A 22,245-nucleotide genomic window follows, 5' to 3' on the forward strand; every position below is an offset into this window, starting at 1 on the left:
GATGGACGGATCGCCGGTGGACACGCCCATGATCAAGACGCCGCGCGGCCTGCTGTTTCCACGCGACATGGAGGTGCTGAAGCCGCGGATCGCGGGCAGCTTGCGGCGCGGCATCTACGAGACCAAGGAAGGCGACGCAGTGCTGCGCGTTGTGCAGCCGGGTGACGTCGTTCTCGAACTGGGCGGCGGGCTTGGTTACATCTCGACCCTTGTCGCGAAGAAAAGCGACGCGGCGCATGTCCATGTGTACGAGGCGAACAGTGCGTTGGCCGACTACATCCGCCGCGTGCATGTCGCCAACGGGGTCGAGAATGCCACCGTTCACCACGCGATGCTGGGAAAGCGCAAGGGCACCAGAGAGTTTCATGTGAGGGGCAACATGCTGGCCTCCTCCACCGACGACGCGCATGGCGATGCCGTGCAGCGCACCGAAACGGTGGATGTGGTGAATGTCGGTCAGCAGACCAGGGCGATCAAGCCCGATGTGCTCGTCTGTGACATCGAAGGGGGCGAGGCGGACTTGCTACCCGACATGGACCTGAGCAGCCTGCGCGCCGCCGTGGTCGAGTTGCACCCGCAGTGGATCGGACCCGAGGGTGTGAATGCCGTCTTTGGCGCGATGATGGGCGCGGGCCTGGCCTATTACCCGAAATTGTCCACGAGGAAAGTCGTGACATTCCGCCGGGCCTGGCCGCTGAAGTGACCCGTCTGGCCCTTCTGACCGTCCGGAACGAGGCGGCGTTCCTTCTGGAATGGCTCGCCCATCACCGGGCCGTCGGCTTTGACGCGTTCGTCGTGTTTTCAAATGATTGCGACGATGGCACCGACACGATGCTGGACCGGCTGGCCGATCTTGGCTGGCTGACGCATATGCGCAATGATGGCCCCTATGACAAGGGGGGCATCCAGTTCACGGCGCTGAAGGCCGCGGCCAAGATGGATCAGGTCAAGGCGGCGGACTGGATCCTGCCGCTGGATGTCGATGAGTTCGTGAACATCCATGTGGGCGGTGGCACCCTGGCCGACCTGCATGCCGCCCTGCCCGACGCGACCGCCATCACGCTGACCTGGCGCCTCTTCGGCAACAACGGGCAGGTGCGGTACGTGGACCAGCCGGTGACCGAAACCTTTACCATGGCAGCACCAGAGGTCCTGCACTGGCCCTGGCGCGCATCAATGTTCAAGACGCTCTACCGGAACGACGGCACCTATCGCAAACCGGGGGTGCATCGCCCGCGCGATGTGCAAGAGGAGAAACTGCCGCAAGCCCGCTGGTTCGACAGCCACGGCCGCCCATTGGACGACCAATTCAAGACGCGGCGCATCTTTTCCAGCTACGGGCGTCAGAACTACGGCCTTGCGCAGCTCAACCACTACCCGCTGGGCGCGATGGAGAGCTATGTCCTGAAGGCCGACCGGGGTCGTGCCGTGCATTCCGATGACATGCTGGGCGTGGATTACTGGGTCGAGCGTAACTTTTCGACGGATGAGGACACCAGCATCGGGCGCTACCGCGGTGCGCGCGGCCGGCATCTTGCGCAACTGAAGGGAGACGAAACGCTCGCCCGTTTGCACCATGAGGCCGTCGCCTGGCGCAGAACGCGCTTCGATGCGCTGATGCAGCAAGAGCCCTTTCGCGCGCTCTTTGGGCGGCTGCTGATGACGCCGCCCACGCGCCCCGTGCCGCCAAAGGCCGCGCAATTCATGATCGGCTACGCCAACCGGGCGCGCCCATCGCAACACTAGCCGCTCGAATTTTCCCAAATTTTGCCGCATTCCACGCGTATCCCGTGCGCAACCCGCGACCAAGGGCGGGACGTGAGGATAAAGTGATGCAGGACGACGCACCCCCGTTTGAGCCGGACATGGCCGATCTACCCAAGGCCGAATGGCTGACACGGCTTGCCCAGACCGCTGAAACGCATGGGTTTTTCAAACCATTGGGGCGCAAGCACTTTGCCGCACATATCCAGCGAACCGACACTCTGATCGTGACGTTCGAATCGGTGCAGGGCATGCGTGCCCTGACCGAGCGCGCAGAGCCACTGGGATGGTCGATGGTGCGTGACAATGATTGGTCGCATCTTTGCATTGCATCGGACGGCGACACCTGGTTCCGCGACCGGCAGGTCATGGAACTGTTCGATGACCTGACCGACGACGGCTTTTTCGACGCATACGAGACCGTTCTGTTCTACGGTGCGGGACCTTGCGGCTATGCTGCGGCAGCCTATTCCGTGGCCGCCCCCGGCGCGCAGATCCTCATGATCCAGCCGCAGGCAACGCTGGACCCGCGCGTCACCGCGTGGGATGACCGCTTTGTCGAAATGCGGCGCACAGACTTCACGTCCCGCTATGGCTATGCCCCCGACATGCTGGACGCCTGTGCACAGGCCTATATCCTCTACGATCCGGTAGAGACGCTCGATGCCATGCACGCGGCCCTCTTTACCCGCGCAGGCGTCACGCAGTACCGGCTGCGCAATATGGGCGACACGATCCAGAGTGATCTGGTTGAGATGAACGTATTGCCCGACCTGATGGAAATGGCCGCCGAAGGTGCCCTGGACGCGCTGCAATTCGCCAAAATCTACCGCGCGCGGCGCACCTATCGGGGTTACCTGCGCCGGGTGCTGGCGGCACTCGACCGCGATGAGCGCACCCATCTGAGCTATATGATGGCGCGCAACGTCGTATCGCGCATGAAGAAGGCGCCCCGGTTTCAGCGGCGTCTGGCCGAACTGGAAGCCCGGCGCACCGGCGCAGAGGTGCACGACGAGGGCTAGAAACCCACGGCGTGCCCGTGGTAACGCCCGATCATGACCACGCTGACCATTGCCCGACCTGACGACTGGCACCTGCACCTGCGCGACGGCGCGATGATGCGCGCCGTGCTGCCTTGGACCGCGCGCGATTTTGCCCGCGCGATCATCATGCCCAACCTGGTCCCCCCCGTGGTGACCGGTGCGCAGGCGGCGGCCTATCGCGACCGCATCCTCGCCGCCTTGCCTGACGGCATGACGTTCGAGCCGCTGATGACGCTGTATCTGACCGAGGATACGGATGCCGATGACGTCGCCGCGGCCCATACCAGCGGCCTGGTCAAGGCGGTCAAGCTCTATCCTGCCGGTGCCACAACCAACTCCGCCTCGGGCGTCACGAATTTCGACGCCGTCCGACCGGTGCTGGAGCGGATGGCCGAGATCGGCCTGCCCCTATGCGTGCATGGCGAGGTCACGGACCACGACATCGACATCTTCGACCGCGAGGCGGTGTTCATCGACCGCATTCTCGATCCGATCCGTCGGGCGACGCCGGGCCTGCGCGTGGTGATGGAACACATCACGACGTCCGACGCGGTAGACTACGCGCGCGCGCAGGACGATACCTTGGGCGCCACGATCACGACGCACCACATGGTCATCAACCGCAACCACATCCTGGCCGGCGGGATCAAGCCGCATTATTACTGCCTGCCCGTCGCAAAACGCGAAGAGCATCGGCTTGCCCTGCGCGCTGCCGCAACATCCGGTGAAGCGCGCTTTTTCCTGGGCACCGACAGCGCGCCGCACACGGATGCCAACAAGTTTTTGCCCTGCGGCTGCGCGGGCTGCTTCACGGCGCCCAACACGCTGCCGATCCTGGCGCAGGTGTTTGAGGACGAGGGCGCGCTTGACCGGCTCGAAGGCTTTACATCCAAACACGGCCCCGCATTCTATGGCCTGCCGGTGAACACCCAGACACTCACGCTGACCAAGACAGCACCCGACCTGCCCGGTCACATCGACACCGATGATGGCCCCGTCACCGTGTTCGATCCTGGCTTCGATCTGACATGGTCGGTGTCCTGATCTTCTTCTCTTTGCCAAATACGGCCGCCGGAGGCTTCCGCAGTCGCAACCGGCGCAACACTCCGAAAGGCATGCACCATGATCCCAACCAGCTTCCCCACAGCCGAAGAAATGGCGCGCCTGACCGCCCGCATGCTGCTGGAAATCGAGGCGGTGCATTTCAATGCGGCCGAGCCGTTCACACTGTCCTCTGGCCTGCCCTCGCCCACCTATATCGACTGCCGCAAGCTGATTTCCTTTCCGCGCATCCGCAGCACGCTCATGGATTTCCTGACGGTGACCGTGATGCGCAACGCGGGGTTCGAGGCGTTTGACAACATCGCGGGCGGAGAGACGGCTGGCATGCCCTTTGGCGCGCTGGTGGCCGAACGCATGGCCCTGCCCATGACCTATGTGCGCAAAAAGCCCAAGGGCTACGGGAAGAACGCCCGCATCGAGGGCGTGATGACCGAAGGCCAGCGGGTTCTGCTGGTCGAGGATCTGACCACCGATGGGGGATCGAAGCTGAGCTTTGTGGACGCGATCCGCGACACGGGCGCGACCTGCACAGACACAGCGGTGATCTTCTACTACGACATCTTTCCAGAGACCGAAAAGACGCTGGGCGACCATGGCGTGCGCTTGCACCATCTGTGCACGTGGTGGGACGTTCTGGCAGAGGCCAGGGCCAGTGGCGCGTTCGACCCGACAACCTTGGGCGGCGTGGAGGCGTTCCTGGGTGACCCACGCGGGTGGCAGGCCGCCCGTACGTAGGCGAATGTCGCCCGATACGGTGCCGTAACGTCATTTTCTGCGGCAATAACGTCTGTGGATGGCTGTGCACAACCGTGATTCTTTTGCCTTGTCCCTCGCAGATGTGGTAGCGTTTACCAACACGGCCACCAAATACGCCAATGTGTAAACCACTTTTTGGCAGCGTCCACCGGGTTTTCCACAGACTTGCTCCCGGTTTTCATTGTGGTTGCGCTTGTGGCAAGAGGGCCGTCACGGGACATAAAAAGACAACGAGCAGAGAGTGGGGCGATGAACGAGATTGCAGCAATCAATCCGACCGGGGTGGCGGTTCAGGACGCCGAGACCATGCCCCACTCGATCGAGGCAGAGCAGCAGTTGCTGGGCGCGATCCTGACCAACAACGACATCTACGACCGCGTCGCAGCGATCATCAATCCGACCCATTTCTACGACCCGGTCCATGCCCGCATCTTCGAGATTTCCGCCGCGCGCATCGCCAAGAACAACCTGGCCTCACCCGTGACGCTCAAGGCGTTCATGGAGGATGACGAGGGGCTGAAGGAACTGGGCGGACCTGCTTACCTCGCCCGCCTTGCCGGGGCCGCCATCAGCGCCTTTGCCGTGCGCGACTATGCCCAGATGATCTATGACCTCGCCGTGCGGCGCGACCTGATCCAGTTGGGCCGGGACATCAGCGCCAAGGCGGCCAAGGTCGATGTAGCCTCCGAACCCAAGGAACAGATCGTCGAGGCGGAACAGGCGCTTTACAAGCTGGCCGAGCAGGGCTCGTCCGAGGGTGGATTTCAGAGTTTTCTCAAGGCGGTCACCGATGCGGTGAACGTCGCCAATGCCGCCTACCAGCGGGAAGGCGGCCTTGCCGGTATTTCCACCGGGCTGATTGACATGGACAAGAAGCTGGGCGGCCTGCATCCGTCCGACCTGCTGATCCTTGCGGGGCGTCCGTCGATGGGGAAAACATCGCTCGCCACCAACATCGCCTTCAACATCGCCAAGGCCTACAAGAAGGGCCTCAAGCCCGACGGCGCCGAAGGGGCCATCGAAGGGGGCGTGGTCGGTTTTTATTCGCTGGAGATGAGCGCCGAGCAGTTGGCCGCCCGGATCCTGTCCGAAGCAGCCGAGGTGCCGTCAGAAAACATCCGGCGCGGCGACATGACCGAGGCCGAGTTCCGCCGCTTTGTCGACGCGGCCAAGCAGCTTGAGGCGTGCCCGCTCTTCATCGACGACACGCCCGCAATCCCGATTGCTCAGCTTGCGGCGCGCGCCCGGCGGCTGAAGCGGACGCATGGGCTGGATGTGCTGATCGTGGATTATCTGCAACTGGTGCGCGGCGGCGCCGACAACCGGGTGCAGGAGATTGCCGAGATTTCCATGGGCCTGAAGGCCATCGCTAAGGAATTGAACATCCCCGTCGTCGCCCTGTCGCAGCTGTCGCGCCAGGTGGAAAGCCGCGAAGACAAGCGACCCCAGTTGTCGGACCTGCGGGAATCGGGCTCGATCGAGCAGGATGCGGACGTCGTCATGTTCGTGTTCCGCGAGGAATATTACAAGGAACGCGAGAAACCCGGCGATCATGATCTGGAGGCCATGGCGAAGTGGCAGGAAGAGATGGAGCGCCTGCATGGCCGCGCCGAGGTGATCATCGGCAAGCAGCGTCACGGCCCCATTGGTACGGTCGACCTGAGCTTTGAAGGGCGGTTCACACGCTTTGGCAACCTTATCCAGCCTTGGCAGCAGGGCGGTGGCGGCGAGACAGGGTTCTGATCCAAAGGACGCGTGCCGCGACGCCATTTTTTGAGGGGGCTCTGCCCCCGACTTCGGCGCCCCTGAGGTATTTTCAGCCAGAATAAGTGTCGAAACGGCTTTTGATTGGACAGAGTCGTCTGTGCAAGGCACGGTTGAACCATGCGCCTTTTCTTGCTCTTGCTGGCATGGCTCGCGACTGCGGTTCACGCCGAAGACCGTATCGAAGTTGACGTCGAGCTGTTTCTGGCCGTGGATGTCAGCCGCTCCATGCAGCCCTATGAGCTGGAAATCCAACGGCGCGGCTATGCGGCTGCGTTGAAGTCGCCCGAAGTGCAGGATGCCATCGCAGACGGATTTCTGGGACGCATCGCTGTCACTTACGTCGAATGGGCCGGTGCGTATCATCAGCGCGAGATTGTACCGTGGACGCTTCTGGCGACAGCTGAGGACTCGGCCGAGGTTGCGGCGCGGATCACCGCCCATTTCGATCAGGCCATGCGCCGCACGTCAATCTCGAGCGCATTGACCTACGCGGCAGAGAGTATCGAGACCAACGCATTCGACGGGTTGCGCCGGGTGATTGACGTGTCCGGCGACGGGCCGAACAATGTGGGCATCCCCGTCACCCGCGCCCGTGATGCAGTGCTGGCGCGCGGCATCACCATAAACGGCCTTCCCCTGATGACGCAGGACAACGGGATCATGGCGCGATGGAACATCGCTGATCTGGATGCCTATTACACCGCCTGCGTCATCGGCGGCGCAGGTGCCTTTGTCGTTCCAGTCACCGACTGGTCGGAGTTTGAAGATGCGGTGCGGCGCAAGCTGGTGCTTGAGATCGCCGGTCAACCGGCACGGCTGTGGCAGGCACAGGTCCGCTCAACCGCGCCCTATAATTGCCTGATCGGCGAGGAGATCTGGGAGCGGAACCGCGATATCTTTGCCCTGCCCTGAAGGCTGCGCGTTTTCCCCCTTCACCAATCCGCGCGGTCCTGCCAAACAGGCGCTCATGACGTCCGCGACCCTCTCTATCGACCTTGGCGCGCTTGTGCGCAACTGGCAGGCGCTTGATGCCATGAGCACGTGCGAGACCGGCGCCGTGGTCAAGGCCGATGGATACGGCCTGGGCGCGCCGGTCGTGGGCCGGGCGCTGTTGCGTGCGGGCGTGCGCAGTTTCTTTGTCGCCACGGCGGCCGAAGGCAACACGCTGCGCGACGCTATCGGCCAAGGGCCTGCCATCTATGTGTTTTCCGGACACATGACCGGTGACACCACGGCCATCGACAAGGCCGCGTTGACCCCGCTGTTGAACTCGGTCGACCAGATGCTGCGCCATGTGGAAGCGCTGCCCGGTGCCCCCTTCGGCATACAACTCGACAGCGGCATGAACCGGCTGGGCATGGAGCCTGGTGAATGGTCCGCCGTGCGCGACATCGCCTTGGCGCAGGGTCCTGCGATGATCATGTCGCACCTGGCCTGCGCGGACGAGCCGAGCCACCCGATGAATGCTCATCAATTGGCGGAGTTTCGCGCCATGACCGATGGGATGGACGTGCCCCGGTCTCTGGCCGCAACCGGAGGCACGATCCTGGGCCCGGAATATCACTTCGACATGACCCGCCCCGGTATCGGGCTTTATGGCGGTCTGCCCTTTGTGGATGCGGCGCCAGTGGTCACGCTGGACCTGCCTGTCATTCAGGTCCGGGACGTGATGCAGGGCGAGACTGTCGGCTATGGCAACACATGGATTGCCCCCCGCGATACGCGCGTCGCCACGGTGTCGGGCGGCTATGCCGACGGGCTGATCCGCGCGATGGGACCGAATGCGACGCTCTATGCAGGCGACGTGCCCTGCCCCGTCGTGGGCCGCGTGTCCATGGACCTGATCACCGCCGATGTCACGGATTTGGGCGGCGACCCGACCGAGTTGCAATTGCTGGGCCGCCATCAATCCGTGGACACGGTCGCAGAGGCGGCAGGCACCATCGGCTACGAAATCCTCACCTCGCTGGGCCAGCGCTATCACCGGACGCACGTCCAATGAGGCTGCTGGCCGGGATCGGGGCGATCACGCTTGGCTTTCTTGCCGCCATTGGGCGTGTGGCGATGTTTTTCGGCGCCACGGTCACGCATCTGGTGCGCCCGCCGTTTTACCTGCGCGAATTTGCGCTGGCGCTGCTCAATATCGGCTGGTTGTCGTTGCCTGTTGTGGGCCTGACCGCAATCTTCACCGGCGGTGCGCTGGCGCTTCAGATTTACGCCGGTGGTGCGCGTTTCAACGCCGAGGCCGTGGTGCCGCAGATCGTCGCCATCGGCATGGTGCGCGAGTTGGGGCCGGTGTTGGTCGGTCTGATGATTGCCGCGCGCGTCACCTCCTCCATCGCGGCAGAGATTGCGACGATGAAGGTGACCGAGCAGATTGATGCGCTTGTTACCCTGTCGACCCATCCGATGAAGTACCTGGCCGTGCCGCGCGTGCTGGCCGCCACGTTGGCCGTGCCGCTGCTGGTGGGTGTGGGGGACATCATTGGCATCTTTGGCGGCTATGCCGTGGCGACCGGCACATTGGGTTTCAACGCCGCTGCCTACATCCAGAACACGGTGGACTTCCTTGAGATACGCGATGTCGTGTCTTCGCTGGTCAAGGGTGCGGTCTTTGGCTGTCTGGCGGCCCTGATGGGCTGTTATTTCGGCATGAACTCCGGCCGTGGGGCGCAGGGCGTGGGCCGCGCCACCAAAGGGTCGGTCGAGGCGGCGGCAGTCCTGATCCTTGCGGCCAACTTCGTGCTGACGGGGGTGTTCTTTTCAATATGATAACGCTGTCGGACGTCCACAAATCCTTTGGCGACAACCACGTCCTCCGCGGCGTCGACCTGCATGTGCCGCGCGGCACCTCGACCGTGATCATCGGGGGCTCGGGCACGGGCAAGTCGATCTGCATCAAGACCGTGCTGGGCCTTGTCACGCCGGAGCGTGGTACGATTACCGTGGATGGGCAGGACGTGACGAAGACGGGCGACCGTGACGCGTTCCTGGCGCGCTTCGGTATGCTGTTTCAGGCGGCGGCCCTGTTTGACTCACTGCCTGTCTGGCAGAACGTCGCCTTTCGCCTGATGCGCGGCAGCCTGAAACGGCCCAGGGACGAGGCGCGTGAGATCGCCATTGAAAAACTGCGCCGCGTGGGACTGACCCCGGACGTGGCGGACCGCTTGCCCGCAGAGCTGTCGGGCGGGATGCAGAAGCGCGTGGGCCTCGCGCGCGCGATTGCCGCCGATCCCGAGATCATCTTTTTCGATGAGCCGACCACAGGCCTCGATCCGATCATGGCGGGTGTGATCAACGACCTGATCCGAGAGATCGTGACCGAGATGGGCGCGACCACGATGACGATCACTCATGACATGACGTCCGTGCGCACCATTGCGGACAACGTGGCAATGCTGCACGGGGGCAAGATCCGGTGGACGGGTCCGGTGGCCGACATCGACGCCGCCCATGATCCTTACGTTGATCAGTTCATCAACGGGCGGGCCGAGGGACCGATTGAAACCGTCCGCTAGGCGCGCGTTTCTAACTGCGCACTATATGCTATCTGGGACTGTATTGCTGCGCATTTGGAAACAATACATGTCCAGTCCGCGCATTTGCCAAGACGTTCAGACTGTATTTTCCGCAGCTTAGGGGTATGATCCCTGCGTAGTGTGTCTTCTGGGGGGAAGGCTGGTGAAGGAATTGGTTTTTGCCGCGCGCGTTTTTGCGGAAATGATGCGGCGTTTGGCGTTGATCCTGTTTGCAGGGCTGGCGCTGGTTTTGGTGGTTGCGACCGGGCTGGCCATCGCGGGGGTCTGGCCGTGGATTGATCTGCCGGTGATGTGGGATGGCGTGCATGTGGCACAGGCCGGGATGCTGACGCAGATCGGGCTGACGATCTTTGCTGTCTCCTTATGCTTCTTCCTGCCGACAAATGCGCGCATCTTGCAGCTTGAGAACTCGCATCGGCAGTTCAGCGTCGGGGTTGATGACATCACGCGGGCGTATCATGCCGCGCATCACGCAGATCGGGACGGGGTGTTCACCCTTGGCGATGCGTTCGAAAGCACGCGCGACAGGTTGGCCCATCTGCGCGATCATCCCGATCTGGGGACGCTCGAACCCGAGCTTCTCGAACTGGCGGCAAAGATGTCCCATATCAGCCGTGATCTGGCCGAGACCTATTCCACCGAAAAGGTCGAGCGGGCCCGCTCCTTCCTGACGCAGCGGCAGTTCGAGATCGCGCAATTCAACGACCGGCTGGAGCAGGCCAAGGCCATCCATGGCGAGTTTTCCACCTGGATCAACCGCCTTGATCTGGAAGAAAACGTGGCCCGCGCGCAGCTTGAACGGCTGCTGGACGAGATGGAGCGGCTGCTGCCCGAACTGAACCAGCCCGCCAAACCATCCAAGGTCACCCAACTGCCCATGCGCGTCGAATAGGGCTTGCCCGCCCCTGCCCCCGCTGGCAGACCGTCGCGCATGGCGAAATCCAACGTTACCTACTCCTGCTCAGCCTGCGGCGCATCCTTTTCCAAATGGTCGGGCCGCTGTGACGCGTGCGGTGAGTGGAACACGATTTCCGAAGACACCGGCCTGTCGGCAGGTCCGTCGAGCAAGGGCCTGGGCGCGCAACGCGGCAAGACGGTCGCGCTGACCGACCTGAGCACCGAAGAAGCACCGCCGCCGCGCACCGAAAGCAAGGTCGCAGAACTGGACCGTGTGCTGGGCGGCGGGCTGGTGCCTGCCTCCGCCATCCTTGTTGGGGGCGATCCGGGCATCGGGAAATCCACGCTTCTGCTGCAAGCCGCCGCACGCTTTGCCCGCAAGGGGCTGAAGACGATCTATGTCAGTGGTGAGGAAGCCAGCGCGCAGGTCCGCATGCGGGCCCAACGTCTCGGGCTGGCGGATGCGCCGGTGCAACTGGCCGCCGACACCAACCTGCGCAACATCCTGACCACGCTCGAAGCCGAGGCGCCCGGCCTTGCCATCATCGATTCGATCCAGACCATGTGGCTCGATACGGTGGACAGCGCGCCCGGTTCAGTCAGTCAGGTCCGGTCCGCTGCCCATGAGTTAACCACCTTTGCCAAGCGCAAGGGCATCAGCGTCATCCTGGTTGGCCACGTCACCAAGGAAGGCCAGATCGCCGGCCCCCGCGTGGTCGAACATATGGTCGACACGGTGCTTTACTTTGAAGGCGAGCGTGGTCACCAGTTCCGCATCCTGCGCGCGGTCAAGAACCGCTTTGGCCCCGCGGACGAGATTGGCGTGTTCGAAATGACGGGCAAGGGACTGGCCGAAGTCACCAACCCCTCGGCGCTGTTTCTGTCAGAGCGTGGCGAGCCGTCGCCCGGATCCGTCGTTTTCGCGGGCATCGAGGGCACCCGGCCGGTTCTGTGCGAGATGCAGGCGCTTGTCGCCCCCTCCCCCCATTCCCAGGCACGGCGCACGGTCGTGGGCTGGGACGGCGGGCGCCTCGCCATGATTTTGGCGGTGCTGGAAGCGCGGTGCGGCATCCCGTTTGCGGGCCTCGACGTCTATCTGAACGTCGCGGGCGGGATGAAGATCAGCGAACCCGCCGCCGACCTTGCTGTGGCTGCTGCACTTTTGTCAGCACGCGAGGACGCTGCATTGCCCGCCGATACAGTGGTTTTCGGCGAAATCAGCCTGTCCGGTGCGCTGCGGCCCGCGCCTCAGACGGAAAACAGGTTGAAAGAAGCCCAAAAACTTGGTTTTTCATCCGCCATTGCACCCAAGGGCGGCAAAGCCCAGGGCGCACCCGGAATGACGCTGAAGCGCTTCAGCGAGTTGACCGGATTTGTAGGTGACGTGTTCGGCGCAGGGTAAGCGCAAACGGGGCAGTATAAAGGGGCAGGACCATGGAAGGGTTCACCATCATTGACGGCGTTGTCGCCGTGGTCATCATCCTGTCGGCCCTTCTGGCCTATGGGCGCGGGTTCGTGCGCGAAGCCATGGCAATTGCCGGTTGGATCGCTGCGGCCATCCTGGCATTCCTGTTCGCCCCGCGGGTCGAACCGCTGATGCGCGAGATCCCCGTCGTCGGCGAATTCATCGCCGACAGTTGCGAGTTGAGCATCATCGGCGCCTTTGCCTTGGTTTTTGCCGTGGCCTTGATCGTCGTGTCGCTGTTCACCCCGCTCTTTTCGTCCTTGATCCAACGCTCCGCCCTTGGCGGTCTGGATCAGGGGCTTGGCTTTCTCTTTGGCGTGGCGCGCGGCATCCTGCTCGTGGCCATCGCGTTCTTTGTCTACGACACGGTCATTACCGGCCAAGAGTTCACCATCGTGGATGAAAGCCGCTCGGCCGCCGTGTTCGGCCGCTTCACCGGCCAGATCGAGGAACAGAACCCCGAAGAGGCGCTTGGCTGGATCACACGCCAATACGAAAGCCTTGTTGGTGTGTGCGGCGAATAAACGGGCCGTTCGATCAAAGAATCAGACATTTCGAAGGCGCGTCTGGCTCGGTCCATGCCCTATCGTGGTTAACTATCGGTAAATCGCGTCGCTCTCACGCGGAGAGTGGCTTGGCGGCGGCACCCACTGGTGACTGTGGCGAAACAGCGCCCGGCTTTGGCCGTGGTTGTGACCAAAAAGCGGCAGATTTGTGGAGCGTTCTGGTCCGCAGAACAAACACACATTTTCCTGACCCGGAGGACACACCATGTTTCTGAATCACGACACCGCCTTTGCCGACATCACACCCGTTGCCACGCGTCGCATCAGCGCCATGCTGACCGCGCACACGCTTCTGGAAACCGAAGCCGGATGGCGCACGGTTGACGCGTTGCAAGCAGGTGCCGCAGTGGCCACGCTTGACGGTGGTTTTGCCGAGATCACGGCGATCACCAAACCCGACCGCGCGGCCCCGCTTGTGCACATTCCCGGCGGTGTTTTGTCGGCCTGTTCCGATATCTCGCTGCCCGCCGACGCCCATGTCGCCCTGCACACACCGGCAGGCTGGAGCGACGCACCCGTCGTATCGATCCCCGTCAAGGCGCTGAGCGGCTGGCGCGGTGTGCGCCCCACCCTGTTCCACGGCCCTGATCTGGCCGAACTGCATTTCGAGCACGAAGAGATGATCTATGCCCAATCGGGCCTGCTCATCCACGCCGCCCCCAACACCGGTGACAGCTTTTTCCCACGCCTCGGCTATGGTGATGCCCGTGCAATGCTGGCCGCATCAGCTGGCAAAATGGGCCAACCCGACAGCGCCGCTGCGTAAAGCGTCGCAGTTTGTGATCCTTTCGTGACAGGGACACCCCGGCTTGGTACACCGCGCCCATACCCCATCCACGGATTCGGAGCTGCCTCTTGTCCGACCTCGCCGCGCCAGTGCAGATGCCGCCAGCCCACCCCTTTGACGATGACAAACTCAAGGAAGAGTGCGGGATTTTCGGGGTCCTCGGGACCAAGGATGCGGCCAACTTCGTGGCCCTGGGCTTGCACGCCCTGCAACACCGGGGGCAAGAGGCGGGCGGGATCGTCGCCCACCACCCGGACCACGGCTTCAATTCGGCCCGGCGCTTCGGCTATGTGCGCGACACCTTCACCAGCCAGGATGTGATGGAGACGCTGCCGGGTTCGCTCGCCATCGGCCACGTGCGCTACTCCACCGCCGGGTCCAAAGGGCAGACCGCGATCCGCGACGTACAACCCTTCTTTGGCGAGTTTGCCATGGGGGGTGCGGCCATCGCCCATAACGGCAACATCACCAATGCCGACGCCCTTCGGCGCGAGCTGATCGAGCGCGGCTCGATCTTCCAGTCGTCCTCGGACAGCGAATGCATCATCCACCTGATGGCCCGGTCCCTGCAACGCAACATCCCCGAAAGGATGGAGGATGCGCTGCGCCGGGTCGAAGGTGCCTTTTCCGTCGTCGCCATGACCCGCACCAAGCTGATCGGCGTGCGCGACGCACTGGGTGTGCGCCCGCTGGTGCTGGGCAAGCTCGACACCGGCTATGTGCTGAGTTCGGAGACGTGCGCGCTCGACATCATCGGCGCTGAATTCGTGCGCGAGATCGAAGCGGGCGAAATGGTGGTCATCACCGACCAGGGCGTGGACAGCCGCTTCCCCTTCCGCCCGCAAAAGTCCCGCTTCTGCATCTTCGAACATGTCTATTTCAGCCGCCCCGACAGCATCCTCGGGGGCCGCTCAGTCTATGAAACCCGTGAGAATATCGGACGTGAACTGGCCAAGGAAGCGCCGGTGGACGCCGACCTCGTCTGCCCGGTGCCCGACAGCGGCACGCCTGCTGCCATCGGCTATTCGCTGGAATCCGGCATCCCCTACGCCATGGGCATCATCCGCAACCAGTATATGGGCCGCACCTTCATCGAACCGACCGAACAGATCCGCAACATGGGCGTGCGCCTGAAGCTGAACGTGAACCGCGCCCTGATCCGTGACAAGCGCGTGATCCTGGTGGATGACAGCGTGGTGCGCGGCACGACCTCGCGCAAGATCAAGGAGATGATCCTCGATGCAGGTGCTGCGGAAGTGCATTTCCGCATCGCCTCGCCCCCGACAGCCTGGCCCTGTTTCTACGGCGTCGACACACCGCAGCGCGAAAAGCTGCTGGCCGCGACGATGAGCGAGGAGGAGATGCGCGAGCATCTGGGTGTGGACAGCCTCAAGTTCATCTCGCTCGACGGTCTTTACCGCGCCGTGGGCGAGGGCAACGGACGCGATGCCTCCAGCCCGCAATATTGCGACGCCTGTTTCTCCGGCGAATACCCGGTCGAGCCTGCCGACATGATCGAAAAGGGTTTCGAGATGAAGGCGGCAGAATAGCAACCTCCTGCCACATCCTGACACGGACCTGGTCCAAGGTGAGGCCATGGACATGTTGCCCTCTGATATCCTCACCCGCGTCGAAAGCTGGCCGCAGTCCGCCCAGAGCCACTTTCTGCGCACCCGAACACTGGTGCACGATGTCGCGACATCCGAAGACGTCGGACCGCTCGACGAAAGCCTGAAATGGGGCCAGCCGTCGTGGCGGCCCAAGCGGGCACGCACCGGATCCACGCTGCGACTGGATTGGTCCCCGGCCACCCCGGACCGATTGCTGGCCTTTGTCGACTGCAAGACGGATCTGGCTGCGCAGATGGACCATCGCTTTCCCGGGCAGTTCCACAATGACGGACGACGCGCGCTTGGGTTCGATACCACGCACCCGCTGGACAAAGATGCGGTTTGGCAGCTGGCGCGTCTGACACTGACCTATCACAGGTCGAAACGGGGACGCTGATCAGCACGGCACCGCTGCTTTCCCAAACGTCAATGGGCAAAGGCCTGCGCATCCCTTTCGCACCCCGTTCACCCCTGCACGACCCCATGATAGCGGCGCCCTTCGAAAGGAGGGCAGGACCCTATCATGAGCGAAGAAACCAACGACATCACAGCCGACCTCGCGACCCAACGCGGGGCACTGCCCCTGCACAATATGCAACTGCTGGGCATCGCGGGGGCTGACAACAATCGCCGGGCACTGCTGCGCACGGCAGGTGGCCAAACCCGCACGGTTCAGGTCGGCGACAGCCTGCGCCAGGGCACCGTCATTGCCATTGGCGAAGATCGGATCGTCTTGAACGGCGGCATGGGCCAACGCACGCTCACCCTGCCCGACCTGGCAGAGAGCGCCGCTTGACGGTGGCGCCCGCGCAAGGCAAGAGCGGGCCATGACACAAACAGCCCTCATCACAGGCGCGTCGCGCGGCCTCGGGGCCGCCATGGCACTGGCGCTCGCCCCCACCCACCACATCGTGGCCGTGGCCAAGACCACGGGCGCGCTGGAAGAGTTGGACGACCGGATCAAGGCGGCGGGGGGTGCTGCGACGCTCGCCCCGATGGACATCGCCAACGACGCTGCCATGCAGACCCTGTGCCGCGGCATTCACGACCGGTGGGGCAGTGTGGATATGTGGGTGCACTGTGCGGTTCACGCCGCACCCCTGGCCCCCGCCAACATGATCGGCACCAAGGACATGGCCAAATCCATCGCGGGCAATATGGCCGCAACCGCCACGCTGATCACCTATATCGCGCCGCTTCTGGGCGAAAAGGGCCAGGCCCTGTTCTTTGACGATCCCGTCAGCGGACAGGCATTTCACGGCGCATATGGCGCGACAAAGGCTGCTCAAATTGCACTCGCGCGCAGCTGGCAGGCCGAAACCGCCAAGACGGGCCCAAAGGTCCACATCGCAACGCCAAACCCGATGCCCACCGCGACGCGCGCGCGCTTTCACCCGGGCGAAGACCGCAGCGCCTTGAGTGATCCCGCGGCAGAAGCGGCGCGCATCCTGTCCGAACTGCGCGCTTGATCGGCGGCCGCCGTCATGGCCCAATGCGGACATGCTGAGCCGCCTCATCCCCTTTGACCGCCCGCGCCCACCCGCGCGCGGTGGCGCATTGCAAACCATCTACGATGCCGCCGCAACCGGATGGCAGGACGGCATTTCAAAACTGGGGTTTCTGGCGGCCTATGCCGATCTGATGCAAGCCGCACATGCGCCACCCTCCCAGCCGCGCGTGCTTGACGTTGGGACCGGCACCGGCGCGTTTGCCGGTGCATGGGTGGATGCGCACGGCACACCCGCGTGTTTGACGCTGACGGATATCTCTCCGGCCATGCTCGACACGGCATCCGCGCGCTTGCCACAGGCGAGGACCATTGTCGCCTCGGTGGGCAAGACGCCCGACGACCTGCCCCCGCAGGACGTTGTGCTGTGCGCCCATGTGATTGAGCATCTGGATGATCCAAACGCGTCCCTGACCTGGCTCTTTGAGCGGGTGGCGCCGGGCGGGATACTCATCCTCGCCCTGTCGCGCCCGCATTGGTGCACGGCCCTGGTGCGGTGGCGTTGGGGCAATGCGGCCTACACGCCCGAACACGCGCGGACCATGCTCGCGGTCGCAGGGTTCACAGACATCGCGCTGCACCCCTTTACCCATGGCCCGCCCTCGCGTGTGTCGCACGGCTACATTGCACGACGCCCCTGACGGACCACCCCACTGCGGCCTTTCCGCGACGATCCCCATGCTCTGTTTCAAAAAACTCCGCGCGGCGCGCTCGCGCAGTTGCCCAATGCGGCGCGGCCCCATAGTAAGGCTCAAAGGGGCCTCACATGCGCATTCTCATCACAAATGACGACGGTATCTCGGCCCCGGGGCTTGCGGTGCTGGAACGGATCGCAGCCGAAGTGGCAGGGCCGGACGGGCATATCACCACGGTAGCACCCGCGTTCGAGCAATCAGGCGTGGCCCACTGCATCAACTACGCCCGTCCCTTCATGTTCCAGCAGATCGGCCCCAACCGCTTCACGGTCGAAGGGTCACCAGCGGACTGCGTGCTGGCAGGCCTGCACCAGGTGCTCGACGGACAGCCCGACCTGATCCTGTCGGGGGTCAACCGGGGCAACAACTCCGCCGAAAACGCGCTCTACTCCGGCACCCTTGGTGCGGCCATCGAAGGGGCGCTGCAAGGCGTGCTCTCCATCGCGCTGTCGCAGTATTTCGGGCCGGAGAACCGCGCGCTCGACGACCCGTTCGAGGCCTCCGCCGCCCACTGCAAGGACCTGATTGAGCGGATTGTCGCCGCCACCCCGCAGGTGCAGCCGGGCTACCAGCTCTTTTACAACGTGAATATCCCCCCAGTGGCTGCCGCGTCCGTCAAGGGCACGCGGATCGTCCCCCAAGGGCTGCGCCCCGGCGTCGGCTTTCACACCGAACAGACGCAATCGCCGAACGGGCGCAACTTTCTTTGGATCCGGGGCGGCGACCAGCAGGTGCCCACAGCACCCGGCACGGACGCGGCGGTGAACCTCGATGGTTATATCTCGGTCACGCCCATGCGCGCGGACCTCACGGCGCATGACATGCTGGACCATCTTGGACCCATCGCCACATGACCGACGACGATCTCGCCACGCGCAAGATGCAGTTCCTGTATGCCCTGCGGTCCAAGGGCGTGACGGACAAGCGCGTGCTGGGCGCGATGGAAGAGATTGACCGCGGCCCCTTTGTCCGTGGGCTTTTTGCCGAACGCGCCTACGAGGATATGCCGCTGCCGATCGCCTGCGGGCAGACGATCAGCCAGCCGTCGGTGGTGGGGCTGATGACGCAGGCACTGCAAATCACCCCACGGGACAAGGTGCTCGAGATCGGGACCGGCTCGGGGTACCAGGCCGCCATCCTCGCCAAGCTGGCGCGCCGGGTCTACACCATCGACCGGCACCGGCGGCTCGTGCGCGAGGCGCGCGATATCTTTGACGAACTGAACCTGCACACGATCACGGCCATCACCGGCGACGGCTCGCACGGGTTGGAGGATCAGGCGCCCTTTGACCGCATCCTTGTGACCGCCGCCGCCGAGGACCCGCCGGGCCCTCTGCTTGCCCAACTCAAGGAGGGCGGCATCATGGTCCTGCCCGTCGGCCAATCCGACGCAGTGCAAAGCCTGATCCGCGTGCACAAGACAGCAAACGGCCTCGAATATGACGAATTGCGCGATGTGCGCTTTGTTCCTTTGCTCGAGGGCTTGGGCAAAGACTGAAACTGGTGTAAAATAACGCTGAACCGACAAGGCCCCCACCCACGAGGGGTCCGGCAGAGGACGACGCAGATGATCCCGACAAAACAGCGCCGCCGTGCGCCCCTGATGATGGCAACATGTGGCTTGCTGGTGCTCGCCGCCTGTGACGAGCCGCTTGATTTCGACCTGCGCGGCCTGGGCGGCGGGTTTTCAACCGCACCCGCGGTGCAGAACGTGACGGCGGATCGCCCGCAACCGGATGATCGGGGCGTGATCTCCTATCCCAACTACCAGGTCGCGGTGGCCGAGCGGGGTGATACGCTGGCGGACGTCGCCGCGCGCGTCGGTCTGACGCCAGAGGAACTGGCCCGCTTCAACGGTGTCGGCGCGGACGTCCCCCTGCGCGCGGGCGAAGTTGTCGCCCTGCCCCGCCGTGTGTCCGAACCCTCCCCCGCCACGGGCGCCATCGGCACCGGCCCCATTCAGCCGGGCGCTGTGGACGTCACAACGCTGGCGGGCAACGCCATCGACAACGCGGCGCCCACGCCGGTGGCCCAGTCCCCCGGCACGACCCAGCCACAAACCGGCCAGGAACCCGTCCGGCACAAGGTCGAACGGGGCGAGACGGCCTTTACCATCGCGCGGCTCTACCAGGTGCCGGTCAAGTCGCTGGCTGAATGGAACGGCCTCGGCGCGGACTTTGCCATACGCGAAGGTCAGTTCCTGCTGATCCCCGTGGCGCGCGCCGCAGCGCCAAGCCGGGTTGACGATAGCAGCACAACAGCACCCGGCAGCGGCACACCCACGCCGCTGCCCCCCAGCGCGGCCCAGCCGCTGCCCGAGGACGACACGGCGACCACGCCAGAGGCGACGCCGGACCCTGCAAAACCGGTGGCCGATGTCGGCCAGCCCACCAATGCGGCCCGCCCCTCGGACATGGCACTGCCGCTTCAGGGAACCATCATCCGCGACTACGCCAAGGGTCGGAATGAAGGCATCGACATCCAGGCCGCACCCGGCAGCGCCGTCAGCGCCGCCGCCGACGGAACCGTCGCCGCCATCACCCAAAGCGCCGAAGGCGTTCCGATCATCGTGGTCCGTCACCCCGACAACCTGCTGACGGTCTATGCCAATGTCGCGGACGTGACGGTGGCAAAGGGCGACAGCGTCTCGCGCGGGCAATCCATTGCAAAGCTGCGCGACACCGCCGACACCGCATACTTGCATTTCGAGGTGCGCGACGGGTTCGACAGCGTGAACCCCAACCCGTTCTTCGAGTAAGACCATCCACCCTCACCGCGGCGACATCCAGAGCCGCGCGTGCGGCGCCACAATTGCCGCATGTTTGCCTTAATTTTGCCTAAATTCGGCGGAAATCGCCGCAAGATTGCCACGTTTCAGATTCAGAAACAGTCCAACACACTGACTTGGATTGGTTCGAAAATATGCCCGTTTTCTATGGCTACAGCGCACTACTTGGCACTCAGACAACGGTCAACGGCAGCGCGAACAACTATGCTTTCGCCCCGTCGGGCACCTGGCGCTACACGGGCGAAACAACCTATTTCGTCGTGAACGAAAACGACGGCGCGACCAATTTCAACGGCGACGGCGCCAACAACGAAACGGTGCAGACCCAGGAACGCATCGGCCAGATCGGCGAACAGACCGTCACCATCGACGGGACCGACCGGCAGCTGATCTGGGACTACACCTTTACCGTCACCGACGGCACCACCACCTGGCAGGTGGCCGTCATCGACGTTGACCTGAACAACGACAACGATCTGAACGACGGCGCCGATGCCTCCGCCACGGACGAGGACGGGTATTTCCTGGTCTTCCCGGATGGGTTCCCCCCTGCCGACACCGATCTGACCATCGGCGGCATCACCGACAACGGAGAGCTGGTGCCCCACACCAGCCTCGGCGGCACGGTTGTGTGCTTTGCCTCCGGCATGCTGATCGACACGCCCCAAGGCCCTCGCGCCATCGAAACGCTGGAGGCCGGCGATCTGGTGCTGACGGCCGATACCGGTCCACAACCGATCCAGTGGACGGGGCATACCACCGTTGTCGCGATGGACGACCTCGCCCCCATCGTCATCACGGCAGGCACCCTCGGCAACGAAGCCGATCTGGTCGTGTCGCCGCAGCACGCGATCCTGCTCAGCGATTGGCGTGCGGAGATTCTGTTCGGTCAGGAAGAGGTCCTGATCCGCGCCAAGGACCTGCTGTGCATGGACGGTGTATACCGCAAGAGCGGCGGGCGCGTGACTTACCATCACATCTTGCTCGACACCCACAACGTCGTGCGGTCCCACGGCATCTGGAGCGAAACGCTCTACCCCGGATCGGTGGCCATGGGTGCAGTCGGCGACGCCGCGCGGGACGAGATTGCCCGCCTCTTTCCCGATCTGAACGGATACGGGCCCATGTGCGCGCTCTGCCTCAAAGGGTACGAGGCGCAGCTGCTGGCGGCCTAGAGCGCGACGCCGCGACGCCCCGCCAGATCACAGAAATATTGCCACGCCACCCGGCCTGACCGCGACCCGCGCGTGGCCTGCCATTCAATGGCCTCGGCCCACAGCGTGTCGTCGTCGATCTCGACACCATAGGCCGCGCAATAGCCCCGGATCATGGCAAGATACTGATCCTGATCGCAGGCATGAAAGCCCAGCCACAGGCCGAACCGGTCCGACAGGCTCACCTTTTCCTCGACCGCCTCGGACGGGTTGATGGCACTGCCCCGCTCGTTCTCGATCATATCGCGCGGCATCAGGTGGCGGCGATTCGACGTGGCGTACAGGATCACATTGTCCGGTCGCCCCTCGATCCCGCCATCGAGCACCGCCTTGAGCGATTTGTAGTGCTGATCATCGTGGCTGAAACTCAGATCGTCGCAGAACAGGATGAACCGCGCATCCGGCGCCTGACGCAGCACCGCCAGCAAGCGGCCAACCGATGGCAAGTCCTCGCGGTGCAGCTCGACGATCTTCAGCGCCTTGTGCTCTACCTCAAGTGCGCCATGTATCGCCTTGACCAGACTGGATTTCCCCATGCCCCGCGCACCCCAAAGCAGCGCGTTGTTCGCAGGCAAGCCTTGGGCAAACTGCCGCGTGTTGGCCAGCAGCGTATCGCGCGACCGGTCCACGCCCAGCAACAAATCCAGCGGCACACGGGCAACCTGCGCCACAGGCTCCAACCGGTCCGGCCCGGTCTGCCAGACAAAGGCTGAGGCGGCGGCAAAATCCGGTGCCTCCAGCGGCGCGGGCGCCATACGCTCCAGCGCCGCCGCAATGCGGTCCAT

At 63.8% G+C, this 22,245-nt stretch carries 24 protein-coding genes; 23 read left to right on the forward strand and 1 reads right to left on the reverse strand.

The window, feature by feature from the left end:
• Position 1 precedes the first annotated feature (1 nt).
• The 23 genes from BWR18_RS08490 (at position 2) to BWR18_RS08600 (ending at position 21,421) form a co-directional block, all read left to right on the forward strand.
• Positions 2–703 carry an FkbM family methyltransferase gene (locus BWR18_RS08490; protein ID WP_076627572.1) on the forward strand — a complete coding sequence of 234 codons (702 nt, stop codon included), beginning with the start codon at positions 2–4 and terminating at the stop codon, positions 701–703.
• Positions 700–1,746, forward strand: a complete 1,047-nt coding sequence (locus BWR18_RS08495; protein ID WP_076627573.1) for a glycosyltransferase family 2 protein — start codon at positions 700–702, stop codon at positions 1,744–1,746. Before BWR18_RS08490 ends, BWR18_RS08495 begins: the two co-directional genes overlap by 4 nt.
• An 86-nt stretch (positions 1,747–1,832) precedes the next feature.
• Positions 1,833–2,786, forward strand: coding sequence for a phosphoadenosine phosphosulfate reductase (locus tag BWR18_RS08500; RefSeq protein ID WP_076627574.1), 954 nt, complete (start codon positions 1,833–1,835; stop codon positions 2,784–2,786).
• 30 nt (positions 2,787–2,816) lie between these two features.
• Positions 2,817–3,851: a dihydroorotase gene (pyrC, locus tag BWR18_RS08505; RefSeq protein WP_157598679.1), complete on the forward strand. Its 1,035-nt coding sequence runs from the start codon at positions 2,817–2,819 to the stop codon at positions 3,849–3,851.
• Between the two features lie 78 nt (positions 3,852–3,929).
• A complete protein-coding gene (locus BWR18_RS08510; RefSeq protein WP_076627576.1) occupies positions 3,930–4,604 on the forward strand; it encodes an orotate phosphoribosyltransferase in 675 nt (224 codons plus the stop codon).
• A gap of 270 nt (positions 4,605–4,874) precedes the next feature.
• Positions 4,875–6,368: a replicative DNA helicase gene (locus tag BWR18_RS08515; RefSeq protein WP_076627577.1), complete on the forward strand. Its 1,494-nt coding sequence runs from the start codon at positions 4,875–4,877 to the stop codon at positions 6,366–6,368.
• Positions 6,369–6,509: 141 nt separating this feature from the next.
• Complete coding sequence (locus BWR18_RS08520) at positions 6,510–7,304, forward strand: DUF1194 domain-containing protein (RefSeq protein ID WP_076627578.1); 795 nt, start codon at positions 6,510–6,512, stop codon at positions 7,302–7,304.
• A gap of 55 nt (positions 7,305–7,359) precedes the next feature.
• Positions 7,360–8,394, forward strand: a complete 1,035-nt coding sequence (gene alr / locus BWR18_RS08525; protein ID WP_076627579.1) for an alanine racemase — start codon at positions 7,360–7,362, stop codon at positions 8,392–8,394.
• Positions 8,391–9,164 carry an MlaE family ABC transporter permease gene (locus BWR18_RS08530; RefSeq protein ID WP_076627580.1) on the forward strand — a complete coding sequence of 258 codons (774 nt, stop codon included), beginning with the start codon at positions 8,391–8,393 and terminating at the stop codon, positions 9,162–9,164. The genes alr and BWR18_RS08530 overlap by 4 nt, the downstream gene beginning before the upstream one ends.
• Positions 9,161–9,910, forward strand: a complete 750-nt coding sequence (locus tag BWR18_RS08535) for an ABC transporter ATP-binding protein (RefSeq protein WP_076627581.1) — start codon at positions 9,161–9,163, stop codon at positions 9,908–9,910. Before BWR18_RS08530 ends, BWR18_RS08535 begins: the two co-directional genes overlap by 4 nt.
• Before the next feature lie 202 nt (positions 9,911–10,112).
• Positions 10,113–10,823 carry a DNA repair protein gene (locus tag BWR18_RS08540; RefSeq protein ID WP_076630204.1) on the forward strand — a complete coding sequence of 237 codons (711 nt, stop codon included), beginning with the start codon at positions 10,113–10,115 and terminating at the stop codon, positions 10,821–10,823.
• A gap of 39 nt (positions 10,824–10,862) precedes the next feature.
• The gene (radA, locus tag BWR18_RS08545) at positions 10,863–12,230 is read left to right on the forward strand and encodes a DNA repair protein RadA (protein WP_076627582.1); all 1,368 of its coding nucleotides are present in this window, start codon (positions 10,863–10,865) and stop codon (positions 12,228–12,230) included.
• A 32-nt stretch (positions 12,231–12,262) separates the two neighbouring features.
• Complete coding sequence (locus BWR18_RS08550) at positions 12,263–12,817, forward strand: CvpA family protein (protein ID WP_076627583.1); 555 nt, start codon at positions 12,263–12,265, stop codon at positions 12,815–12,817.
• 247 nt (positions 12,818–13,064) lie between these two features.
• On the forward strand, positions 13,065–13,625 hold the full coding sequence (locus tag BWR18_RS08555; protein ID WP_076627584.1) for a hypothetical protein: 561 nt from the start codon (positions 13,065–13,067) through the stop codon (positions 13,623–13,625).
• Between the two features lie 116 nt (positions 13,626–13,741).
• Positions 13,742–15,196 (forward strand): amidophosphoribosyltransferase, encoded by a 1,455-nt coding sequence (gene purF / locus BWR18_RS08560; RefSeq protein ID WP_076627585.1) that lies wholly within the window; start codon positions 13,742–13,744, stop codon positions 15,194–15,196.
• A 46-nt stretch (positions 15,197–15,242) separates the two neighbouring features.
• Positions 15,243–15,653, forward strand: a complete 411-nt coding sequence (locus tag BWR18_RS08565; protein ID WP_076627586.1) for a hypothetical protein — start codon at positions 15,243–15,245, stop codon at positions 15,651–15,653.
• A 126-nt stretch (positions 15,654–15,779) separates the two neighbouring features.
• Complete coding sequence (locus BWR18_RS08570; RefSeq protein WP_076627587.1) at positions 15,780–16,052, forward strand: hypothetical protein; 273 nt, start codon at positions 15,780–15,782, stop codon at positions 16,050–16,052.
• Between the two features lie 31 nt (positions 16,053–16,083).
• Positions 16,084–16,725: an SDR family NAD(P)-dependent oxidoreductase gene (locus BWR18_RS08575; protein WP_076627588.1), complete on the forward strand. Its 642-nt coding sequence runs from the start codon at positions 16,084–16,086 to the stop codon at positions 16,723–16,725.
• 31 nt (positions 16,726–16,756) lie between these two features.
• Positions 16,757–17,404, forward strand: coding sequence for a class I SAM-dependent DNA methyltransferase (locus tag BWR18_RS08580; RefSeq protein ID WP_076627589.1), 648 nt, complete (start codon positions 16,757–16,759; stop codon positions 17,402–17,404).
• Between the two features lie 125 nt (positions 17,405–17,529).
• Complete coding sequence (surE, locus tag BWR18_RS08585) at positions 17,530–18,312, forward strand: 5'/3'-nucleotidase SurE (protein ID WP_076627590.1); 783 nt, start codon at positions 17,530–17,532, stop codon at positions 18,310–18,312.
• Positions 18,309–18,956: a protein-L-isoaspartate(D-aspartate) O-methyltransferase gene (locus BWR18_RS08590; RefSeq protein WP_076627591.1), complete on the forward strand. Its 648-nt coding sequence runs from the start codon at positions 18,309–18,311 to the stop codon at positions 18,954–18,956. Before surE ends, BWR18_RS08590 begins: the two co-directional genes overlap by 4 nt.
• 69 nt (positions 18,957–19,025) lie before the next feature.
• Entirely contained in the window at positions 19,026–20,216 is a 1,191-nt protein-coding gene (locus tag BWR18_RS08595; RefSeq protein ID WP_076627592.1) for a LysM peptidoglycan-binding domain-containing M23 family metallopeptidase, read from the forward strand.
• A 164-nt stretch (positions 20,217–20,380) separates the two neighbouring features.
• Positions 20,381–21,421 carry a Hint domain-containing protein gene (locus BWR18_RS08600; RefSeq protein WP_076630205.1) on the forward strand — a complete coding sequence of 347 codons (1,041 nt, stop codon included), beginning with the start codon at positions 20,381–20,383 and terminating at the stop codon, positions 21,419–21,421.
• On the opposite strand, the gene BWR18_RS08605 is transcribed toward BWR18_RS08600, so the two are convergent.
• Positions 21,418–22,245, reverse strand: a complete 828-nt coding sequence (locus tag BWR18_RS08605; RefSeq protein ID WP_083957667.1) for an ATP-binding protein — start codon at positions 22,243–22,245, stop codon at positions 21,418–21,420. The genes BWR18_RS08600 and BWR18_RS08605 overlap by 4 nt on opposite strands.

The sequence above is a fragment of the Tateyamaria omphalii genome (assembly GCF_001969365.1).
Lineage (GTDB): Bacteria > Pseudomonadota > Alphaproteobacteria > Rhodobacterales > Rhodobacteraceae > Tateyamaria > Tateyamaria omphalii_A.

Excerpts from the sequence above, each read along its gene's own strand:
- BWR18_RS08600 (WP_076630205.1), top strand. The coding sequence starts at position 20,381 with ATGCCCGTTTTCTATGGCTACAGCGCACTACTTGGCACTCAGACAACG.
- radA (WP_076627582.1), top strand. The coding sequence starts at position 10,863 with ATGGCGAAATCCAACGTTACCTACTCCTGCTCAGCCTGCGGCGCATCC.
- BWR18_RS08580 (WP_076627589.1), top strand. The coding sequence starts at position 16,757 with ATGCTGAGCCGCCTCATCCCCTTTGACCGCCCGCGCCCACCCGCGCGC.
- BWR18_RS08550 (WP_076627583.1), top strand. The coding sequence starts at position 12,263 with ATGGAAGGGTTCACCATCATTGACGGCGTTGTCGCCGTGGTCATCATC.
- purF (WP_076627585.1), top strand. The coding sequence starts at position 13,742 with ATGCCGCCAGCCCACCCCTTTGACGATGACAAACTCAAGGAAGAGTGC.
- BWR18_RS08510 (WP_076627576.1), top strand. The coding sequence starts at position 3,930 with ATGATCCCAACCAGCTTCCCCACAGCCGAAGAAATGGCGCGCCTGACC.
- BWR18_RS08490 (WP_076627572.1), top strand. The coding sequence starts at position 2 with ATGGACGGATCGCCGGTGGACACGCCCATGATCAAGACGCCGCGCGGC.
- BWR18_RS08535 (WP_076627581.1), top strand. The coding sequence starts at position 9,161 with ATGATAACGCTGTCGGACGTCCACAAATCCTTTGGCGACAACCACGTC.
- BWR18_RS08500 (WP_076627574.1), top strand. The coding sequence starts at position 1,833 with ATGCAGGACGACGCACCCCCGTTTGAGCCGGACATGGCCGATCTACCC.
- alr (WP_076627579.1), top strand. The coding sequence starts at position 7,360 with ATGACGTCCGCGACCCTCTCTATCGACCTTGGCGCGCTTGTGCGCAAC.
- BWR18_RS08595 (WP_076627592.1), top strand. The coding sequence starts at position 19,026 with ATGATCCCGACAAAACAGCGCCGCCGTGCGCCCCTGATGATGGCAACA.
- surE (WP_076627590.1), top strand. The coding sequence starts at position 17,530 with ATGCGCATTCTCATCACAAATGACGACGGTATCTCGGCCCCGGGGCTT.
- BWR18_RS08530 (WP_076627580.1), top strand. The coding sequence starts at position 8,391 with ATGAGGCTGCTGGCCGGGATCGGGGCGATCACGCTTGGCTTTCTTGCC.
- BWR18_RS08605 (WP_083957667.1), bottom strand. The coding sequence starts at position 22,245 with ATGGACCGCATTGCGGCGGCGCTGGAGCGTATGGCGCCCGCGCCGCTG.
- BWR18_RS08565 (WP_076627586.1), top strand. The coding sequence starts at position 15,243 with ATGGACATGTTGCCCTCTGATATCCTCACCCGCGTCGAAAGCTGGCCG.
- BWR18_RS08570 (WP_076627587.1), top strand. The coding sequence starts at position 15,780 with ATGAGCGAAGAAACCAACGACATCACAGCCGACCTCGCGACCCAACGC.
- BWR18_RS08555 (WP_076627584.1), top strand. The coding sequence starts at position 13,065 with ATGTTTCTGAATCACGACACCGCCTTTGCCGACATCACACCCGTTGCC.
- BWR18_RS08515 (WP_076627577.1), top strand. The coding sequence starts at position 4,875 with ATGAACGAGATTGCAGCAATCAATCCGACCGGGGTGGCGGTTCAGGAC.
- BWR18_RS08590 (WP_076627591.1), top strand. The coding sequence starts at position 18,309 with ATGACCGACGACGATCTCGCCACGCGCAAGATGCAGTTCCTGTATGCC.
- BWR18_RS08520 (WP_076627578.1), top strand. The coding sequence starts at position 6,510 with ATGCGCCTTTTCTTGCTCTTGCTGGCATGGCTCGCGACTGCGGTTCAC.
- BWR18_RS08540 (WP_076630204.1), top strand. The coding sequence starts at position 10,113 with ATGATGCGGCGTTTGGCGTTGATCCTGTTTGCAGGGCTGGCGCTGGTT.
- BWR18_RS08575 (WP_076627588.1), top strand. The coding sequence starts at position 16,084 with ATGACACAAACAGCCCTCATCACAGGCGCGTCGCGCGGCCTCGGGGCC.